Below are 20519 nucleotides of genomic sequence, written 5' to 3'. Positions count from 1 at the left end.
ATGGAAGAATGTCTGGCCGGAGTCGCACGAGGCAATCCGGCCAGATAGGTCGCGTTACTTCAATCCATACACATCGATACGGCCGCGCGGATTTGAGGTGCTAACTGGATCCTGACCGGTGCCAATGTACACCTTTCCGTTGGCCACAATGGGCGAGGTGAACTTTATGCCCAATCCTGCTGTGTCCGCAGAGCTTTGGCTACTGTTGTAGAGTTCCACCCCAAGGTTAGAAGCATCGTAGGCACGCAGGACGGCAGGCGTGGGAGCAACGTTGTCGGGATCCTGCAAAGGCTTGCCGTGATCGATGATCCACACAATACCATTCGCCGTTCCATTGGCCGAGATGAATGGAGTCGTTCCATAACTGTTCGGGGCAATGCTGTCCGGAGTAACAGAACTGGGTGTGAGTACGCCAGCCGAGTACGTGAATCGCCGGACGGGGCCGCGAACTGAAGCCACCGACGGTGTGACGCCAAGGTAAGCGGAACCGTTGAAGAAAGCGGCTGTACCGTAGATCTGATATCCAGTGACCTGTCCGCTGAGAACGGTGCCTTTGTTGTCGGTACATGTAGCTGTGTACGCAGCCGAGAGGTCCTGCTCGAACCAGATCCATTGCGCTGCGCCCGCATCGTTGGCCTGCTCGCCGCCTAATGCGTCAGTGTTGACCAAGTACATCTTTCCGGTCTTGCCTCCGACGAGTGCGCGCGAAGCACCCGGAATGAGTAACAGTCCTCCGGCAGAAAGATCAGCATCCCTGCATTGCAGGAAAGCCCAATCGAATGGCGTGAAGTGGTCGAGCAATGTGAGTTGCGAATTGAACTTCAACACCGAATCGCCAAACGATGTGCTGTTGTCGTAAGGACCGTTGCCGGTGGTGACGTACACGTTGCCATTGCTGTCTGCTGCCGGTCCACCGCCGCCCATCCAAATGCCTCCGGCACCTCCGTACGTACCGTAGCCGTTGATGTTCGGACTTGAATTGAATACTCCTGTTTGAGCAAGGCTCTGCGCGTCATAAGAGAGCAACCACCCACTGTGACATCCAGAGAATCCGAAGATTACCGAATTGTCCACCAGCAACAGTCCGGTACGCTGCACACACGAGGTGGTCAACGTGATCACTCCGTTGACGGAATCAGAGTTGGTTCCCGGTACCGAAGCGTGAATCACCACCGGACCGCCGAGTTTCTCTGCCCCTGTCGTGATGTCGAGCGCATGTAGGCGGAAGAATGAACCAGACGAATTCTTTTGCGCCGACACAACGTACATCGTGTTTGAACCAAGATCGATTACAGGTGTCGAGGTGATTCCCTGGTAAGGCTTGATCGTTCCGGTGCCGGGCGACTCTCCTGATTGAAGCAGAGATTTGCGCCACAGCGGAGCGCCGCTGCCGTATGTGTCTGCGTCAAACGCGTACACACTGTCGTACTCCGTGGCGACGAAGACCACGTTGTGCTTCACACCATTGATCGTCAGATTGGAGACGTACAGCGGTTGCGCATAGACATAACCATCGACAAGATAGGAGAACAACTTGCCGAACGTTCCCGCCTTGACATTGGACGTAGTCAGGACGCTTTCCTGTGGGTTCAAACCCGTGCGTTCGTTGTCGTAGTGCCACGTTGTTACATTCGCGGTACCGCCACCACCGCCCCCAGTTCCCGAAACCGTGAACGTCTCACTCTTCTTGATCCATGCACCGTTGTAGAACTGCACGGTCAAGTTGTGCGTGCCCGCGGCAACGCTCAACGCGGTATTCACGCTGCTGGCTGTTGTCTGATACTGCAGCACGCTGTCGATGTAAACCAGAGTCTTGCTAATGGATGTTGTTGAGCTATCGACCGCGGTAATTGTAACGGGACTCGAAACACTGCTTCCAGCTGTCGGTGAGCAGATTGTCACGGATGGTGCTGGTGAGGTGGGAGTACACGGGCCGGTGCTCCCTCCAGTGACCGTCACCTGGGCAGTAGCCGAAGATGCAGAACTGGCCTGACTTGTTGCTTTGACCGTGTGAGTGCCGGACACTGCTGGCGCGGTGTAAAGTCCGGTGGAGGTGATTGTGCCGGTCGTGCTGTTGCCGCCGGGGACGCCATCGACGCTCCAGTTCACGGCAGTGTTTGTGCTGCCTGTTACCGTAGCCGAAAACTGCTCAGTGGCTCCCGCAGCAACAGATGCCGTAGTTGGTGAAATGCTGACGGTGATCGGCACGCCCGTGCTGACAGTGAAGGTCTCACTCTTCTTGATCCATGTGCCGTTGTAGAACTGCACCGTAAGGTTGTGCGTTCCTGCGGCAACATCTAGCGACGTGCTGAGCGTGCTGCCGGTGGTTTGATACCGAAGCACACTGTCGATATATACGAGGAACTTTTGTATCGAGGTGGACGAAAGACCAACCGCCGATACCTGCACGGGGCTGCTCACGGTAGATCCCGCCGCTGGACTGCATATCGTGATCGAGGGCGAAGTACCTGAGGGGGCACAGCTTCCGCCGCCACCGGTGCTGGTCACAGTGACCACGGCAGTATCGCTCTTTGACGTGTCAGCAACACTGCGTGCAACAACGTTGTGAGTGCCATTGGCAGCGGGCGCAGTGTAGAGTCCCGAAGCAGAGATGGTCCCCACCGTACTGTTTCCGCCTACGACTCCATCAATCGACCAGGTCACGGCAGTGTTCGTGGTGTTGAGTACAGTCGCGGCAAACTGCTCTTGTGCGCCCGGGGCGAGGGTTACGCTAGAAGGCGTAACAGCGACTGACACCGGCGACGTCCCAGTACCCGAAACAGTGATGATGACTGTGCTCTTGAAGACCGCTCCACTGCTGTCCCATGCATTCACCGTAAGGTTGTGCTGTCCTGCCGTGAGCGATATGGGCGGAGACGTAAGTTGATTGGTCGTGACCTTGTACACGGCAAGATTGTCCACGTACAAGATCATCGCCGTGACTGGATGAGAGTTGTCAGTAGTACCGGCAACCACGGTAACAGGAGACGAGACCGTCGATCCATTTGCCGGTGAGCAGATCGTGACTGAAGGCGATGTTGGATTCAGGGTGCACGGAGCCGCGACTGCTACTCCCGAGGCGAGTACAAAAAGACTGAACAGTTGCAGGGTGTGCGTGAAAACTGAAGTCGGTCGAGAACTGCAAAGAGCAAAACACCTACTCATGATCCACCTCGGGCCCGCGTGTTCTTCAATCGATGCGAACACTACGGACAGAGGAGGCCAGCGATAAACGCGATTATTGCAGGATTAACAATCGTGAATTCTCGCCTACGCCAGCAACAAACGCCAGCAAACAAGAAACTGTGCCACTATCAGCACGGGCCATTTTTTGAAACTTTCGGAAGAGAAAAGGTATCTGAAACTCATGCGCCTAGGAATGTACTTTCCCCGGTGCGATGCTTGACGTGAGCAGAGCAATCCTGTAAACAACAGACATGACTTCGATTTTCTCCAACGTCGCGATGTGTATGTGCTGCATGTGTTGTTGCGGCATTACATCTGCTGGCGCAAAGGGGATCGAGGTAGTGCAGTAGCCTAACCGAGATCAGATTTTCCAAACCACCCGCCAGCAAGTATGGCGGGTGGTTTTTTATTTGGGGTCAAAGTGAGCGAAGTTAAAGAGACTAAGGCGCAACGCGTCGAACGCCTGAAGCGCGAGAAGAATGCATGGGATCGCATGGACGAAATTCGTCAGTTTGCGCGCGAAGGCCATGAGGCAATTACACCTGAATGGCTGGGCACGTATTTCCGATCCTGGGGCGTGTATACGCAGGGTGACGGTGTTGGCGCCGTCGGAGGCGTCGGGGGAGAAGGCAAAGCAGTTCCCTACTTCATGGTGCGCATCCGGATTCCGAATGGCATCCTCAGCAGTTCGCAGCTTCGCACACTGGCCGATCTGTCTCGGCGCTATGCGCGAGGCCTGGCAGACATCACGGTTCGACAGAACGTGCAGTTTCACTGGGTGCGGATCGAAGACGTTCCCGATTTGCTAGAAGCACTCACCGCGGCAGGGCTCTCTACCATGGGAGCTTGCGGTGACGTTACGCGCAACATCACCGGTTGCCCGTTAGCAGGAGTGGATGGTCACGAGGTGTTCGATGCATCTCCGCTCGCGCTGGAACTGAATCGCTTCTTCGTGGGCAATGGTGATTTCTACAATCTTCCGAGGAAATTCAAAATCTCCATCGCGGGCTGCCGAGAATGGTGTAGCTATCCGGAAATCAACGACGTCGGACTGACGGCGGCGATTCGCAAGCGTGCTTCGGGCGACGAACGCGGATTTCACTTGCGTGTTGGCGGTGGGCTTTCCACCCAACCCCATCTCGCATTGAAGCTCAATGCTTTTGTGCCTGAAGCCAAGGTCGTCGACACCGTGCGCACGGTCGCCGAGATTTTCCGCGACGCCGACGTACTGCGCCAGAGCCGCGAACAGGCGAGATTCAAATTTCTCTTCCTCAAGCACGGATGGAATGAACAAACCGTGCTCGACGAAATTCAGCGCCGCCTTGGATACAAGTTCGATCCAGCCGAACCGGAGGACCTTCCCACTGGAGTATTCCGAGATCACGTGGGCGTGCATCCTCAAAAGCAGCCTGGTCTGAGCTATGTAGGCGCATCGGTTTTGCGTGGGCGCACCAGTGCCGATCAGCTTCAGGCTGTTGCTGATCTCGCTGACCGCCTCGGCGGTGGCGAGGTGCGCACGACGACGATGCAGAACCTGATCTTCGTGAATGTCCCCAATGCAAACGCTGCGAAACTTGCGCGCGAACTGAATGCACTCGGACTGCAGGTTGAGCCGTCGGTGTTCTGGCGCGGAGCAGTCGCGTGCACGGGAACCGAATTCTGCAAGCTGGCCATTACAGAAACAAAATCATTCGCACGTTGGGTGGTCGAAGAACTCGAAGGGCGCGTGCCGGGATTTGACGAGCAATTGCGTCTGAACATCACTGGTTGTCCAAACAGTTGCGGTCAGCACTGGATCTCCGACCTGGGGCTGGAAGGCAAGAAACTCAAGGTCGACGGCAAGCTTCAGGATGCGTACTACTTCTGCGTTGGCGGCAGCGTGGGGCGCGAACAGGCGATAGCACGCCCGGTCGGATTTCGCGCGCTCGCAACGGAAGTACCCGATGCGATCACACGTCTGCTGAAAAGTTACGTTGGCCAGCGAACGGGCGGCGAGAATCTACGCCAGTTCTTTTCGCGCCACAGTAATGAGCAGATTCGGGCATTCCTCGCTGGCGCACCCGCCGAGAACATCGAACGCGATCAACCGACGGGCAAAGTCCCTCACGGCGTGGAGGGTTGATGTCTGCACTATTCCCGATATTTCTGAAGTTGCAGGGTCGCAAGTGCCTCGTGGTTGGCGGTGGCCGCATTGCCGAGCAGAAGCTGCAGTCACTGGTGGAATCCGGTGCAGCCGTGACATTGGTTGCGCCTGAAGTAAACGAGCCGATTCGTCAACGCATCCTGCGCCATGAAGTCGAGTGGAAGGCGCGTCGATTTGAACCTGTAGATCTGAATAGCGCAGTGCTGGTGATTGCCGCGACCGGAGATCCGCAGGTGAACGAGCAGATCTATCGTGTTGCGGATACGCTTGGCATACTCTGCAATGCGGTCGATGAGCCGGAGCGCTGCCATTTCTACTATCCGGCGATCGTGCAACGCGGCGATCTGCAGATTGCGATCTCTACGAGCGGAAAGAGTCCTGCGCTTGCGCAGCGCATTCGCAAGGAACTCGAAGAGCGCTATGACCAGTCCTATGCCTTGTGGCTGAACTGGCTGGGCGATGTGCGCAGTCTGTACTTCCGTCTTCGCATCGCAACCGAGTTGCGCGTGCGTACGTTGCATCAGATCGCGGCAAGTCCGGTGTATGAGCGATTCCGCGCGTCAAGGCTGCGCCGTTCCGAGGTGCACCATGGGTAAGGTATTCCTGGTCGGCGCTGGTCCCGGAGATCCAGATCTGCTAACGGTGAAAGCGCTGCGTCTGATTCAGACCGCTGACGTAGTGCTGCACGACGGATTGGTTTCCGAGGCGATTCTCCGCCTCATTGGCACGCGAGCAGTGCGCATCGACATTGGTAAGCGTTTCGGGCACAAGCTGCTGACACAAGACGAAATCAATTCTCTACTCGTGACACATGCCCAAAGCGCTGCGCTGGTAGTTCGCCTAAAAGGCGGCGACCCTTCGGTTTTTGGACGCGCAGGTGAAGAGATTGATGCGTTGCTCGATGCTGGAATCGACTTCGAGATTGTGCCGGGCATCACCACGGCTCTCGCTGCTGCTGCCGCCGCGAAGACTTCACTGACGGATCGGCGGTTCGCGTCGAGTCTCGTGCTGACAACTGCGCATCGCGGTATAGGCAATGGCGCGGTCGAGTGGGATCGGATCGTCACCTCGGGCTCTACGCTTGCAATTTACATGCCGGGTTCGGAATACGGTCGGCTCGCCGCAGATCTAGTGAATGCGGGACTCGACGACCAGACACCTTGCGCTGTGGTGTCCCGCGCTTCACTGCCCGATCAGCAAGTTCTGTACACCACGCTCTCTCATCTTGGCCAATGCAATGCGCTGCCTTCGCCCGCACATGTACTGGTGGGGAAAGCATTGAATCGGGTGGAGCAGGTTGATGTTGCTGCCGCCGCGCTCGCAACTTTGCAAACAGGTTCGACCCAACGCTTCAAGGAATAGGTGATCTCGAATGCCAGAAAACAACAACGCAGTTCCCGCTCCCCGCTTCCGCCTATCACTTGACGTGTGGGCCGTGATTTTTGCTTTCACCCTTGCCCTGCTCGTGCGCGTAGGCGCCATTAAGCAGATCCCCTGGTAACCCGACAACAAGCGAAAAGGAAAGATTCATGTCAACTAACGTTGCTGTACAGAACATAGAGCTCCAGAATCCTTTTGCTCGCGTGCTGCGGTTCATCCCGGGAGTGCTTCTGCTTGCGGCTATCGGGTACGCAGGCAAAGTGATCGAGCAGAGCATCACGCATTACGCGAAAGCACATCACCTCATCATCCCCAACGTGGAATATGTGCTCTGGGCAATTGGAATTGGACTGGTGATCTCGAACACCCTGACCATTCCCAAAATTTTCGAACCTGGCGTGTCCACTTACGAGTTCTGGCTCAAAGCTGGCATCGTGCTCCTCGGCTCGCGATTCGTGTTCGCCGATATCGCAAAGCTTGGAGGCATCAGCCTCGGCTTGGTCGTGGTGGAAATTGCCGGATCACTCGCACTGATGACGGCGCTTGGACGGCTGTTTAAACTTCGCCCCAAACTCACGACGCTTCTTGCTGTTGGGTCCTCGATTTGCGGCGTGTCAGCCATCATCGCTGCCAAGGGCGCAATCGATGCCGATGATGAAGACTCGTCGTTCGCTATTGCCGCCATTCTTGCTCTTGGAGCAATCGCGCTCGTCGCCTTCCCCGTAGTTGGCCACGCTCTGCACATGAGCAACAACGCTTATGGATTGTGGGCTGGGTTAGCCGTGGATAATACCGCCGAGGCCACCGCCGCCGGAGCACTCTATTCGGATGCTGCGGGCAAGGTCGCCGTGCTCACCAAGACTTGCCGCAACGCAATGATCGGATTCGTCGTGCTTGCCTATGCGATCTACTGGGCAAAGCGCGGGCAGGCCTCGAACGTCGCAGACAAAGGGCGTTTCCTCTGGGAGAAGTTCCCGAAGTTCGTGCTTGGCTTTATCGCAATTTCGGTGCTGGTGAGCGCGCACACGTTCAACTCTGCCCAAGTCTCCGTCCTTGCGAATCTGTCGCGGTGGGCGTTTCTGCTGACGTTTGCCGGAGTCGGGCTGCGCACGAATTTCCGCCAAATGTCGAAGCAGGGTTTGCGTCCATTCATCGTCGGAGCGCTTGGCGAGGTCTTCATTGCGCTGCTGACACTGGGCTTGGTGGTCGCCGCAAACTCATTCTGGAAGCTCTAAGTCCTCAAAACTGCGCGGGCGTCTGTTAACTGCGGGCGCCCGGCACTTTTGTGTGCTGTGTCCGGTGCACCGCAGGAATTACCCCATCTTTTCCGCTTCTTCTGCCACTCCGTGATTTCAACGAGAGACTTGCGTGTGATTTGCGTCACACCATGCAGGGTTGTGCGTCACTGTTTGCCTGCCAGATGCATGACACCGTGGATTCTGTTACTCGGGCGTAATTGAGCTCAGCTACTATGGCCTATGATTCTTTGCATTGATGATGAGCATCTTGGCTTGCTAGTACGCAAGATGCTGCTTCAACGACAAGGGTACGACGTGTTAACGGCCCAGAGCGGCCCCGAAGGACTTGAACTTTTCCGGAATAATCCAGTTACGGCGGTTGTGCTGGACTATGCCATGCCCGGTATGAACGGGGATGAAGTCGCGGCGGAAATGAAACGGCTCAAACCTTCGGTCAGAATCCTCTTGCTATCAGCTTACGTTGACATCCCTGAGCAGGCGCTGCAATGGATCGACATGCGCGTGGTCAAGGGAGTGTCACCCACTGATTTCCTCGATGATCTTCGGAAGCTCCTCGGTGATTGAGCAGCTTTAGATCAACGCTGCGGCCTGGGTAATCCCGGCTCGCATGAGTCTTCTTTCTGGATGGGTGTATGCCGGATGTTGATGCTGACAAGAGGGACCTAGATAACGTCAGTGTTCAGTATTTCATTGCCTTAGCAGCCGTCGCGCTTGCATTTCTCGTCAGGCAAGCGGTGGTTCACTATATTCCCCTGCCGGTCTTTATCACCTTCTATCCGGCGGCAATGATTGTGGCCTTATTGGCTGGGTTTTGGCCCGGAGTCTTGGCTACCCTGCTTTCCTCTGTGCTCGCCGAGTTTTTCATCTTCATGCCACTGGGACACTCCGCCAACGATCGCATTGCCGATCTTGCGCATTTGGCTGTTTTTTCCGGCATGGGGATTGTGGTGAGCGCGATCGCACAACGCAGTCGCACTTATCAAAATCGACTCTTCGCTGCGAAGCAAGCAGAAGCCTGCAATATCGAGTTGCGCAAGAGCCAGCAAGCTCTCCAGGCGAGCCAGGCGAAGTTGCAAGGCATCATCGACTCCGCTATGGATGCTGTGATTTCACTCGATGATCAGCAACGCATCGTGCTCTTCAATCATGCGGCCGAAAAAGCGTTTCGCTGCCCTGCCTCAGAAGCATTGGGCACGAGCATTGACAGGTTTATCCCCGCATCCGCCCGCCAAGCTCATCGCCGATACATACACCAGTTCGGAGTCGATGGACGGACGCAGCGATCGATGGCCGCACCAGCTACGCTGACCGCCGTTCGAGCGGACGGCACGGAATTCCCGATCGAGGCGACCATCTCGCAGCTCCAGTCGGATGAGCACAAAATCTTCACCGTGATCCTTCGCGACATTACGCTGCGCAAACAAGCTGAGGCACGCCTGCGCCGCTTCTACGACACGAACCTGTTTGCAATTCTTTATTGGCATATCGACGGCGGCATCATCAATGCCAATGATAAGTTCCTGCAGATGACCGGCTATTCTAGCGAAGATCTGCGTGCGGGGCGCTTGAGCTGGACGGCGATGACTCCGCCTGAGTACAAGGATGCAGATGAAGATGCAAGGCGGCAGATTCGGGAGACCGGTATGCATCTGCCTTACGAGAAGCAATTCTTCCGTAAGGATGGAACGCGAGTTTGGGGCCTGATCTCGGCCGTAGCTTGGGAAGACAATCGCGATGAAGGTGTCTCCTTCATTGTCGATATCAATGTGCGCAAGAAGACAGAAGAAGCGCTTCGGGCGAGTGAAGAACGATGGTCTACCACGCTGGCGAGTATCGGCGATGCGGTCATCTCGACCGACGCAAAAGGCCGCGTACAGTTCATGAACGCGGTGGCCGAATCCCTTACGGGCTGGCATCTGGGTGAAGTGCAAGGCAAACCGCTGGAAACGTGCTTCAACATCGTTCAGGAAGGAACAAAGGTTCAGCCAGAAAGTCCGGTTGCAAAGGTCATCCGTGTTGGGCGCGTCGTAGGACTGGCAAACCACACGATGCTGATCCAGCGCGAAGGCAACGCGGTTCCGATAGAGGATTCCGCGGCCCCCATACGCAACCGGGATGGAGTTCTTGTAGGGGTGGTGCTGGTGTTTCATGACGTCACCGAGCAACGCCGTGCGGAAAAGGCGGTGCGCGACAGCGACCGGTTGGCGACCACAGGACGCTTGGCAGCGACCATCGCCCATGAGATTCACAATCCCCTCGATGCAATCTCAGGATTGCTGTACCTGATCAATCAGGATACGCAGGAGAGCACAACCCGGGAATTTGCGACGATGGCGAGCCAGGAATTAGCACGCGTTACGCAAATGACGCAGCAGATGCTGACATTCCAACGTGAAGCAGCCAAGCCAATTCCTGTTCGCATTGGAGACATTCTCTCCAGCGTAGTGGGGCTTTACGATCGTAAGATAAAACACACGCAGATTCGACTCGAACAGCAGTTCGAAGGCGATCACGAGATCCTGGCACTGCCGGGTGAGCTGAGGCAAATGTTTGCCAACTTGGTGGGGAACGCAATAGAAGCAGTTGGGCCAAACCGTGGAACAATCACTCTGCGCGCCCATGCATCGCGCGACTACCGCACGAAGAAGCAGGGCGTGCGAGTGATAGTGGCGGACAATGGTCCGGGAATCCCCACGGACGTTCGCAACAAGATTTTCGAGCCGTTTTTCACTACCAAGGGCGAAAGCGGCACCGGCTTAGGTTTGTGGATCACTGCTGACATTCTGCGCAAGTATGAGGGGACCATGCAACTGCGCAGCAGGACCAACCCTGGGACGAATGGAGTGAAGTCGGGAACTTGCTTCTCCATCTTTATCCCGTTCGAGCATCAGTTGTAGAGTTGAATCTTCGAACTAAGCCAGACTCGCCCGGATTCCGTGAATCAACTGCGAGAGTGGTGCAGTGTCGTTCAACACGCCGGGAATTCCTGCGGCTTCGTCGCATCCCGAGCATCCTAAACATTTCATGATCAGGACTGAGTCTGGACGAAGTGTCGTGACTTCGTTCGCAATGTTTTCACGCTCCTGGTCAGACCAGGAATTCCTGCACACAATAACGCCTTTGACGTCGATTGACCGCAGCACCACCTCGACCATAGGGAGGCTGGTCGCCGCGACCAGTTCAATTCCATTCATGTGAAGCTGCGATTGGGTGGCGCACAACTGTGCGGTCCGCTTTGTAATGGCGAGTACCTTTGTCTGTCCGGGAACCATCATCTATTTATATTTACATTTTCGCCTGTGATGCACCTTTTCGCCAGAGGGGAAAGTCCCTACTCACGTCGAAATTCATCTGAATCGTCCGAAATCTGCGTCCCCGATGTGAAGTCGGCTCAGCGCTGTGCACTCAAGCGCAATTCTGTTCACCTCGAGCCGATTTGCCATCAAAATGGATACATGAAACGTTCCGGGACCGCCGATCTGCCTTTGCATGGAGGCCGGGTACCAGCGTGGCTGGGTGAGCGCATGACGAAGCTCGGCACGCTAATCATCGAGCACATCGTCGCGGCATACGGACCATCAGAAGTGCTCACGCGGATGAGCGATCCATTCTGGTTTCAGGCGCTTGGCTGCGTGATGGGCATGGATTGGCACTCGTCGGGCATAACGACCTCGGTGATGGGCGCGCTCAAGCGTGGACTGAACCCGCGCACTGCTGATATCGGGCTCTTCGTGTGTGGAGGGCGCGGCCGCCACTCCCGCCGAACACCTGACGAGCTGCGAGCATACTCGGAAGGCACAGGATTGGACGGCAACGCTCTTGCACGAACCAGTCGCCTGACGGCGCGCATCGATAACAACGCAATCGCCGATGGATTCCAGCTTTACCTGCATTCATTCGTGATCAGTAAGAGCGGCGAGTGGGCGGTAATTCAACAAGGGATGAATCCCGAGACGCATCTTGCACGCCGATACCATTGGCATTCCTCGGAGGTGCGCGATTTCACTTCCAACCCGCATACGGCCATTCTGGGACAGCCACAAGGGATCATTCTGAACCTGGTGGATGCGCGCGCCGATCAGGCACAGAAAGCGCTGCTCGAGATCGTGAAGGAACCTGTGGATGCATCGCTGGCGGAGGTTCGAAAGCTTACAATGCCTGCGCACCATGAGGTTCGCGCTGAAGACGTGGACCTGAAGCGGCTGGGAGCGGTGCTGGCTGTCGCACATGAGCAGGAGTTGCGTGACTTCGCTTCCCTATTGCTGACCCCGGGACTTGGGCCTCGAACATTGCAATCTTTGGCACTCGTTGCCGAGGTCATGCACGGTGCGCCAAGCCGCTTTTCGGATCCGGCTCGGTTCTCGTTTGCCCACGGCGGTAAAGATGGACATCCATTCCCGGTACCGCTGAAAACCTACGATGAATCCATCTCCGTCCTGAGAGGAGCGCTCGACAAGATTCGGGTTGACTACTCCGAGAAGCGCGATGGTTTTCGCCGTCTTGACCGCTTGACCCGCGCAGTGGAAGAACAACGTCAGCCTCTGGCGGATTTTGCTGCTGCAGTTGCGCACGAACGGGAGATCTCAGCCTCTCTGGATGGGCGCACGGTGTTTGATCGCGATTCCAAGCGAGTCAAGAAATCGCAGGCTCCGCCTTCGGGACAGCTTTCGCTGTTTTGACCTCGCCCCGCGCACAAGCGATTGTGAAAGATGCGTTCGGCAAGTTAAAGTTGCAACGTGATCATCAATCTCGCAAGGCGCGCGCACAATCACAACTGGGAGCTTGACCCGATTACGCGGTCGCTCCTCGACACCGATTTCTACAAGCTGCTGATGTTGCAGTTCATCTGGAAGCGTTTCCCAAAGACGCACGCCACGTTTGTTCTCAGCAGCCGGCCGGCGACTGTTCGTCTCGCTGAATTGATTGATGTCGATGAATTGCGCGAGCAACTGGAACACACGAAGAGACTCCGCTTTCATAAGTCTGAACTGATCTGGCTGGCGGGCAACACATTCTACGGTAAACGCGGCATCTTTGAGCCGGACTTTCTGGAATGGCTAGCTGAGGACTTTCGACTCTCGGACTACGAACTGTCAGTCAAAGACGGCCACCTTACACTCGCGTTCCGCGGTTCATGGACGTCGACTACAATGTGGGAAATCTATGCTCTCTCTGCCGTTAGCGAGTTGCGAACGCGTGCAAGCCTGAAACGTCTAAGCGAGTTCGAGCTCGACATTCTGTATGCGCGTGCGAAGACGAAGCTTTGGGAGAAGATGGCGCGACTGCGGGGAGTTCCAGGGCTGCGACTGAGCGATTTCGGAACGCGCCGCCGCCATAGCTTTTTGTGGCAGGAGTATGTCGTCAAGGCAATGGCGGACGTGCTGGGCAGCAGCTTCAGCGGGACCTCCAATACATATCTCGCTTACAAACACGATCTCGAAGCGATTGGCACCAATGCGCATGAGTTGCCAATGGCTCTCGCGGCACTCGCCAGCAATGATGAGGAGTTGAAGGCTTCGCAATACAAGCTGCTCGACTTGTGGCAGCAGACATACCAAGGCGAGTTGCTCATTATGCTGCCCGACACGTATGGCACCACGCAGTTTCTGCGCGACGCCCCCGATTGGGTAGCGGATTGGACAGGCCAACGAGCAGATAGCAAGGATCCATTCCTCGCGGGAGACGAATATATCCAGTGGCTTCAGTCACGCGGCCGCGATCCTCGTGAAAAGCTGTTTATCGCCTCCGACGCCTTAGACGTACAGCAGATCCTGAGCCTTCATGCATACTTCGCTGGCACACTTCGCAACGGCGCGTTGCCAGGGGATTTCACCAGCGCAGCAGATTTTGATAACGAGAAAAAATGGGTTCCGGATCGCCGCATCCGTTTTAGCTCGGGCTGGGGCACTCTGCTCACAAATGACTTTCGTGGCTGCAATCCTCGAGGCGACGATGGGTTCAACCCGGTTGGGCTGGTCTGCAAGCTCCATGATGCGGAGGGACGTCCAGCAGTAAAGCTGTCGGATAACTTCCAAAAAGCGTTGGGCACGCCGAAGGAAGTCGAACGGTACCAACGAGTATTCGGCCTGGCGGGAGTTGCTCATGTCCCCGTCGTTGTCTAGAAGCTGATTTTCAGTTTTCTGGCTCATCGGCGTGCATCTGTAACCAGTGCGTGCACTGCGCTAGTCGCAGGCGCGACACGAGGTGAAGTCGATGAGCTTGCAAACCCAACTGACAAAGCGTCTCGCGGTTCAATACCCCATCATCCAGGCACCACTTGCGGGAGGCGGTGATACTCCTGCGTTGGTGGCAGCCGTTGCAAACGCCGGAGGTATCGGATTCATCGGAGCCGCATACCTCACGCCAGAACAGATTGCCAGCACTGCCGCAGCCGTTCGAGAACGAACATCGCGTCCATTCGGCATCGGCCTGTTTGCGCCGCAGAACACTCCTTCGGCAACGATTCCAAAGACGATGCTGGATCGCGTTACACCGTATTTCGCAGAGGTGGGGCTCCCCCCTCCCGAACAGCCGAAAGTTCCGGAAGACGCTTTCGAGCAGCAGTTTGCTGCGGCCCTCGATAGCGGCGCCGCGAGTTTCAGCTTCACCTTCGGAATGCTTCCCGCGAACGCCGTCGATGCCATTAAGGTGCGGGGAATGTTTCTGATTGGTACGGCAACGACCGTGGATGAAGCGCTCGCGCTCGAACGCTCAGGCGTAGATGCGATCGTTACTCAGGGGTACGAGGCGGGAGGTCATCGCGGCACATTCGCAGGCGATTTCTCCCAAGCGATGATCGGCGGAATTTCGCTAGTGCCGCAGGTGGTAGATGCAGTGCGGGTTCCGGTGATTGCTTCCGGCGGGATTATGGATGGGCGGGGGATTGTCGCGGCTCTTGCGCTTGGAGCTTCGGCCGTGCAGATGGGAACCGCGTTTCTTACCTGTGATGAAGCTGGCGTTCCCGAAGCTTACAAAGAAGTCTTGTTGCGCACGCACGAAGACCAGACACGGGTGACACGAGCATTCTCCGGGCGTCCCGCCCGCGGAGTAGTAAACCAGTTCATGAGCGAGGTGGATGCAATGGGCGACTCACAAATCGCACCCTTCCCTATGCAGAATGCGTTGACCCGCCCGCTTCGCACCGCAGCGGCCAAACAAGGCCGCGCAGAATTCCTGTCGCTCTGGGCAGGTCAGGGGGTTCGCATGGCACGTCGCCAATCCGCATCAGAACTGATTGAGAAGCTTGTTCGCGAGTGTGAGACAACGATGACGAAACTGCAAACCAACTTCAGTCCGGTACACGCGTAAAGAGCAAAGCGGCCCATTCAATCCGAATGGGCCTATCACCGCGTTATTGCTACGCGGCTTGCGCTTGCTTCACTTGTCCTTCCAAGGCATCCCACTCCGCAGAACTCAACTTCAGCTTTGCTGCACCCATGTTTTCTTCAAGGTGCTTCACCGACGAAGTCCCCGGAATGGGCAGCATCACCCTCGAGCGATGGAGCAGCCACGCCAGCGCCAGTTGAGCGACAGTGGCATTGTGCTTCTTGGCTGCCGAGTCCAGCACTCCACCCGGACGCGCGAGTTTTCCAGCGGCAACCGGGAACCACGGAATGAATGCGATATCGTTCTTCTCGCAATACTGCAGCACGTCTTCATGCTGACGATCGCCAATGTTGTACATGTTCTGCACGCTCACAACTTCGATCACTTTCCGCGCGGACTCGATCTCAGCGGGCTTCACTTCGGAGAGTCCTATATGGCGAAGCTTGCCCTCATCCTGCAATTTCTTCAGCTCGCCGAACTGCTCCGCTGCGGGAACCTTGGGATCGATGCGATGAAGTTGATACAGATCGATGCGATCAATTCGCAACCGGCGCAGGCTCATTTCGAGGCACTGCCTTAAGTACTCCGGCCGCCCAACAGGATGCCATTTGTTCGGGCCTGAGCGTGTCAGTCCTCCCTTTGTGGCAATCACCAGACCCTTGTCGTAGGGGAACAGAGTTTCGCCGATGAGGCGCTCACTCACCTCTGGCCCGTACGAGTCGGCAGTGTCGATGAAGTTCACGCCCAACTCGATAGCGCGCTTGAGAACTCGCTTCGCTTCAGCCGGGTCCTTGGGCTCGCCCCAAATGCCTTCGCCGGTCAGGCGCATAGCGCCAAACCCCAACCGGTTGACGGTTAGATCCCCGCCAATCGAAATCGTATCGCCTGCGTTTACGCTTTCAGTAGCCATACCGATGAGATTGCAATGAGCCGCGATTGGACAGAAAAAGATGTGGAGCCCTGCCCAACTCCGATTCCAAATTTCGGAAAAGGAAAAGCCCGCGAGGTTTCGCGGGCTCCTGCGATCAGGGTGACTCTTAGTTCTGGAACCCGGGCAGGTCCATGCGTTTGGCAATGTGATCCTTGATCCAGTGCGCGTCCCACCATTCTTTTGGATCGATCTGCACGCCATCCAACTGCATAGCAAAGTGGATGTGGTCGCCACCCGCCATTCCAGTCATGCCGCTGAATCCCATCACCTGTCCGCGTTTCAATGTGTCGCCTTCGTGAACCGTGATCTGGCTCATGTGGCCGTAGATTGTCTGCAGTCCATAGCCGTGATCAACAACAACGCAATTTCCATAAATCCCGAGTGGAGCGGCGTACACCACGACCCCGTCGTTAGATGACTCGACACCTACATGCTGAGTCACTGCGAGATCGTAGCCAAGGTGAACCTGCTGGTCGATCTTCTGCCCCTTGTAGATGTAATTACGAACATCGGCAAACGTCGCTTCAGAAGAGGAATGCGACTGGCGCTGGAAGGGCTGCGAGAACAGGAAGTGATCGGCGGTCTTGAAACGCAGATCTGAAAGCGTCTTGTTATTAGAGCGACGCATCTCGTTGTTGATCTTCACGAAGCGCGCAACCGGATCACCCGATCCGCTCGGGTCGAGTTCATTGACTACTTTCTGAATAAACTGATCACTGATCTGCAGTTCGTGAACAGTGTAGTGAGGCTGCTCCTTTTTGGGGAACTGGATGACCATGGGGCCGGTTGCATCGGTTCCCGTGCCATTTGAAGCATACACAACAGGAACAGTGGTGCCAGGCATATTCCAAGCAAACGCAAACAGCGAGAACGTTCCCGGCTTGCCGCCCGGCATCGGCCAGGAGCGGAACGTCTGATCGCCAACGCGAACTCCCGCCTCCGTGTAAGTACCCGAAACGTTGAAGGTGACCATTTCGGCCATGCCTTGATACAGGTAGTGCTGTTCTGAGTCTGCGGTGACCATGGGAGCCCGAGTAATCACCATCACATCGCGTTCCACGCGCGTCGTTTTGCGCATGAAGTCATTCGACGTGGCCTCGACGACCAGCTTCGCTTTGCCGTCCTTCAACTGCGGAGTGCTGTTCACTCCGGTCACGAAGCTCCACGTGCTGTCCTTCAGCTTTGAAGGCTGCCCGGCTTCCCACACGCGATATTGCGAGCCGTTTTGCTCGACGTATGCGGCGAGCTTACGGATGCCACGACGGTCGCGGACATGAACTGATACAGGCGTAGACAGACCAATTGTGCTGATCGGATTTGGGAGTTCCACAACGGGCGTTGCGGAGCGTCCAATCAAATACGCAAACGGCAACACGATGATCAAAACGATGCTGGCGAAGAAAATTACCTTTTTCACGAGAGCATTGTAGCTCCCGTAAGATGCTGGATTCGATCAGGGGTAGAACCTAAAAGAGCTTCTCATCTGCCTCGCACCTTACCTGAGTGTGGTTAAGTACTTCAGCAACTTTCCCCGCCTCCAAGCCGACTATCTGTTGCGAATGTGCGAGTTGCAGCATTCGCGAAACCTCGCGCATAAGGAAACCCTTTGTCCTCAGTTGCCAATCCTAAGGTTCCGGCGTGCGGAACATTTTGCGGTAATGAGTTCAGCGCGAGATGTGACTAAGCAAACGCTGCAAGCTGAAGAGGGCAGGACTGACAAAGGACCGTCGGGCTCATGAATTCCACTTCGGCGTCGTGTTAAGGAATGGAAAACAATATGGCGACGGAACGTCTTGCAAATCGTTGGGGTATTGCGGTGGCAGCGGTCATCATGCAGCTATGCCTCGGTGCAGTGTACGGTTGGAGCGTCTTCGTAAAACCGCTCATCAATTCCGCACACTGGACACTCACGCAAGTCTCCCTGACGTTCACTCTCGCTATAGTGTTTCTGGGCGTGGGCACCGTAATCGGAGGTCTCTGGCAAGATCGCGTTGGTCCGAGGATTGTTGCAAGCGTTGCTGGCGTGCTGTACGGCTTGGGATATCTCATTGCCTCGATGGCTGCGGCTCGAAACTCGCTCATAGGCTTGTACCTCGGGTACGGCGTTGTGTCAGGAATCGGCATGGGGATGGGGTACATCTGCCCGGTCGCGACTCTCGTGAAATGGTTCCCGGACATGCGCGGATTGATGACGGGTGTCGCTGTTTGCGGCTACGGAGCGGGCGCGCTCGTGATGAGTCCAATAGCAGCTCGCGAGATTGCTGCCCGTGGCGTTCCTTCAACATTCATGATGCTCGGCATCGTGTACCTGGTCGTCGTCGTGGTCACCGCACAGTTCTACGTCAACCCGCCACAAGGCTGGCGTCCTGCGGGATGGGAGCCTCGCTCGGCCGTATCCAAACAAGCGTCGACCTACGACTTCACCGTGAAAGAAGCAATGTCGACGCCGCAGTTCTGGCTGCTCTGGTTCATGTTGTTCCTCAACGTCTCGGCCGGAATCATGATCATCAGCCAGGCGTCACCAATGGCGCAGCAACTCGTGGGCCTGACACCGGTCGCCGCAGCGGGAATCGTGGGCGTCATCTCGATCTTCAATGGATTGGGGCGTGTGTTCTGGGCTGCCGTATCCGATTATCTTGGCCGAGCACGTGTGTACTTCCTCCTTTACCTTATCCAGGTAGGAGTCTTCTTTGCTCTGCCGCACCTGCACTCAGCTACTCTGTTTACAATTGCGGTCGCAACCGTGGGCCTCTGCTATGGAGGCGGATTCGGCACAATGCCATCGTTCACCGCCGACTTCTTTGGCCCCAAGTACATGGGTGGAATCTATGGATGGATCCTGCTCGCGTGGGGCGCGGGAGCAGTTCCCTCCCCCATCCTGATCGCACGCGTGCGGCAAACGACTGGAAACTACCAGACTGCAATCTACATAATCGCAGTGGTAATGATCTGCTCACTGGTGCTACCACTCATCGCAAAGCGCCCGAGAGTGGATACAGGAAAGACTGTTCCGTTCCCCAAACGTTCGGCGGCTTAGACCAGCGTTTCTGAGCGGCTTGCGGGGTCAAGCCACGAAGTCAGGCCGCGCATCTCGTCTTGCCGCCTCTTGCGTCCGGTCCCGAGTCTTGAAGTCGCTCAACGCGAATTCAATGAACTCTGACATCCTGGACTTGAATATCTCCGTCGAGAATTGCAGCGCATGCTGGCGAATCGTATCCGGCGAGAATTGGTCCTCGATATTCTCAAAATGAAGAATGGCCTCGGCCAGAGATTCTGCTGACTGTTCGCGGAAAAAGAGGCCAGTTGGATTCTCGATGGCAACTTCCCCTGGACGAATTCCTCGTACAGTTTCGAGTACGCCCCCGGAGCCATAGGCGATAACCGGACGACCAAAACTCTGCGCTTCGACCGGAACGATACCGAAATCCTCTTCTCCCGGAAACAACAGCGCACGGCATCCAGCGAGATTCTCGTGCAGTTCTTCGTCGCTCACCTTGCCAAGAAACTCAATGGTAGGTCCGGCCATCCTTCGCACGTCTTTATAGCGCGGACCTCCGCCTATAACTCTCAGATGGCGACCAAGTCGGGTACATGCCTGTACGGCCAGATCAAAACGCTTGTAATCGACCATGCGCCCGACAACCAAGTAGTACTCACCGGGTTTGTCGGTGATCCATGCATTCTCGGTGTCGACCGGGGGATGAATAACCGTGCTCTCCCGACGGTAGTATTTGCGAATGCGAGAGGAGATGAATTGAGAATTAGCGATGAAATAATCCACGCGTGCGGCACTCGCCACATCCCATATGCGCATGTAGTGGGCGGTCAACGAGAAGATCGTCCCTACGAGCCATCCCATACCACGCTTGTACTCGGAATACATGTCCCAGATGTACCGCATTGGGGTGTGACAGTAGCAGATGTGGCAGGTCTCGGAAGAGGTGATCACACCCTTCGCAGGGCCAGATTCCGAACTAATCACAAGGTCGTAACCACTCAGGTCAAACTGTTCCAACGCCAACGGTTGCAGAAACAAAAAGTGGCGATGAAATTTCGTCGCGCCGGGAATCCACCCCAAGAACGAGGTGTGCAGATTTCGCTTCCGCAATGCAGGTGTCAGCGTGTCGCCATCAGCGACAAGTGTGAAAAGATCGGCTTGCGGAAACATCTCCGCTAATGCCTCTACGACCTTCTCACCTCCACCTCGGGAGACAAACCAGTAATGGACGATCGCGACGCGAAGGCCAGAAAATGGGTCCGCTGCATTTGAAGTGGGAAGCAAGGATCTCACCTT

Annotated in this window: 15 protein-coding genes; 10 read left to right on the top strand and 5 right to left on the bottom strand. The window is 56.1% G+C overall.

Going from position 1 to position 20519, the window contains the following annotated elements; genetic code table 11:
• Positions 1–54: 54 nt before the first annotated feature.
• Positions 55–3165 carry an Ig-like domain-containing protein gene (locus tag AC6IZD_RS04335; protein WP_497786458.1) on the bottom strand — a complete coding sequence of 1037 codons (3111 nt, stop codon included), beginning with the start codon at positions 3163–3165 and terminating at the stop codon, positions 55–57.
• Positions 3166–3607: 442 nt separating this feature from the next.
• On the opposite strand from AC6IZD_RS04335, the gene AC6IZD_RS04330 reads away from it, so the two are divergent.
• The 6 genes from AC6IZD_RS04330 to AC6IZD_RS04305 all read left to right on the top strand — a co-directional run bounded on the left by AC6IZD_RS04330 (position 3608) and on the right by AC6IZD_RS04305 (position 10865).
• Complete coding sequence (locus tag AC6IZD_RS04330; RefSeq protein ID WP_497786457.1) at positions 3608–5308, top strand: nitrite/sulfite reductase; 1701 nt, start codon at positions 3608–3610, stop codon at positions 5306–5308.
• Positions 5308–5925: a precorrin-2 dehydrogenase/sirohydrochlorin ferrochelatase family protein gene (locus tag AC6IZD_RS04325; RefSeq protein WP_497786456.1), complete on the top strand. Its 618-nt coding sequence runs from the start codon at positions 5308–5310 to the stop codon at positions 5923–5925. Before AC6IZD_RS04330 ends, AC6IZD_RS04325 begins: the two co-directional genes overlap by 1 nt.
• Complete coding sequence (cobA, locus tag AC6IZD_RS04320; RefSeq protein WP_497786455.1) at positions 5918–6691, top strand: uroporphyrinogen-III C-methyltransferase; 774 nt, start codon at positions 5918–5920, stop codon at positions 6689–6691. The genes AC6IZD_RS04325 and cobA overlap by 8 nt, the downstream gene beginning before the upstream one ends.
• A 167-nt stretch (positions 6692–6858) precedes the next feature.
• A complete protein-coding gene (locus AC6IZD_RS04315; protein WP_497786454.1) occupies positions 6859–7944 on the top strand; it encodes a YeiH family protein in 1086 nt (361 codons plus the stop codon).
• Between the two features lie 243 nt (positions 7945–8187).
• Complete coding sequence (locus AC6IZD_RS04310; RefSeq protein WP_497786453.1) at positions 8188–8532, top strand: response regulator; 345 nt, start codon at positions 8188–8190, stop codon at positions 8530–8532.
• A gap of 68 nt (positions 8533–8600) precedes the next feature.
• The gene (locus tag AC6IZD_RS04305; RefSeq protein ID WP_497786452.1) at positions 8601–10865 is read left to right on the top strand and encodes a PAS domain S-box protein; all 2265 of its coding nucleotides are present in this window, start codon (positions 8601–8603) and stop codon (positions 10863–10865) included.
• Positions 10866–10880: 15 nt separating this feature from the next.
• Here the strand turns inward: AC6IZD_RS04305 and AC6IZD_RS04300 are convergent, their stop codons facing one another.
• Positions 10881–11162 carry a hypothetical protein gene (locus AC6IZD_RS04300; RefSeq protein WP_497786451.1) on the bottom strand — a complete coding sequence of 94 codons (282 nt, stop codon included), beginning with the start codon at positions 11160–11162 and terminating at the stop codon, positions 10881–10883.
• A gap of 261 nt (positions 11163–11423) precedes the next feature.
• On the opposite strand from AC6IZD_RS04300, the gene AC6IZD_RS04295 reads away from it, so the two are divergent.
• From AC6IZD_RS04295 to AC6IZD_RS04285, 3 genes are all read left to right on the top strand, one after another.
• The gene (locus AC6IZD_RS04295) at positions 11424–12647 is read left to right on the top strand and encodes a DUF763 domain-containing protein (protein ID WP_497786450.1); all 1224 of its coding nucleotides are present in this window, start codon (positions 11424–11426) and stop codon (positions 12645–12647) included.
• A 57-nt stretch (positions 12648–12704) separates the two neighbouring features.
• On the top strand, positions 12705–14090 hold the full coding sequence (locus tag AC6IZD_RS04290) for a nicotinate phosphoribosyltransferase (RefSeq protein ID WP_497786449.1): 1386 nt from the start codon (positions 12705–12707) through the stop codon (positions 14088–14090).
• Positions 14091–14181: 91 nt separating this feature from the next.
• Complete coding sequence (locus AC6IZD_RS04285; RefSeq protein ID WP_497786448.1) at positions 14182–15276, top strand: NAD(P)H-dependent flavin oxidoreductase; 1095 nt, start codon at positions 14182–14184, stop codon at positions 15274–15276.
• Between the two features lie 49 nt (positions 15277–15325).
• Here the strand turns inward: AC6IZD_RS04285 and AC6IZD_RS04280 are convergent, their stop codons facing one another.
• Both AC6IZD_RS04280 and AC6IZD_RS04275 read right to left on the bottom strand, forming a co-directional pair.
• The gene (locus tag AC6IZD_RS04280) at positions 15326–16204 is read right to left on the bottom strand and encodes an aldo/keto reductase (protein ID WP_497786447.1); all 879 of its coding nucleotides are present in this window, start codon (positions 16202–16204) and stop codon (positions 15326–15328) included.
• Between the two features lie 127 nt (positions 16205–16331).
• Positions 16332–17642, bottom strand: coding sequence for a M23 family metallopeptidase (locus AC6IZD_RS04275; RefSeq protein ID WP_497786446.1), 1311 nt, complete (start codon positions 17640–17642; stop codon positions 16332–16334).
• A 360-nt stretch (positions 17643–18002) separates the two neighbouring features.
• On the opposite strand from AC6IZD_RS04275, the gene AC6IZD_RS04270 reads away from it, so the two are divergent.
• Positions 18003–19262 carry an L-lactate MFS transporter gene (locus AC6IZD_RS04270; RefSeq protein WP_497786445.1) on the top strand — a complete coding sequence of 420 codons (1260 nt, stop codon included), beginning with the start codon at positions 18003–18005 and terminating at the stop codon, positions 19260–19262.
• Between the two features lie 27 nt (positions 19263–19289).
• Here the strand turns inward: AC6IZD_RS04270 and AC6IZD_RS04265 are convergent, their stop codons facing one another.
• On the bottom strand, positions 19290–20507 hold the full coding sequence (locus AC6IZD_RS04265) for a glycosyltransferase (RefSeq protein ID WP_497786444.1): 1218 nt from the start codon (positions 20505–20507) through the stop codon (positions 19290–19292).
• Positions 20508–20519: the final 12 nt, after the last annotated feature.

The organism is Koromonas humicola (genome assembly GCF_059726255.1).
This window is presented reverse-complemented; position numbering and strand designations above follow the sequence as displayed.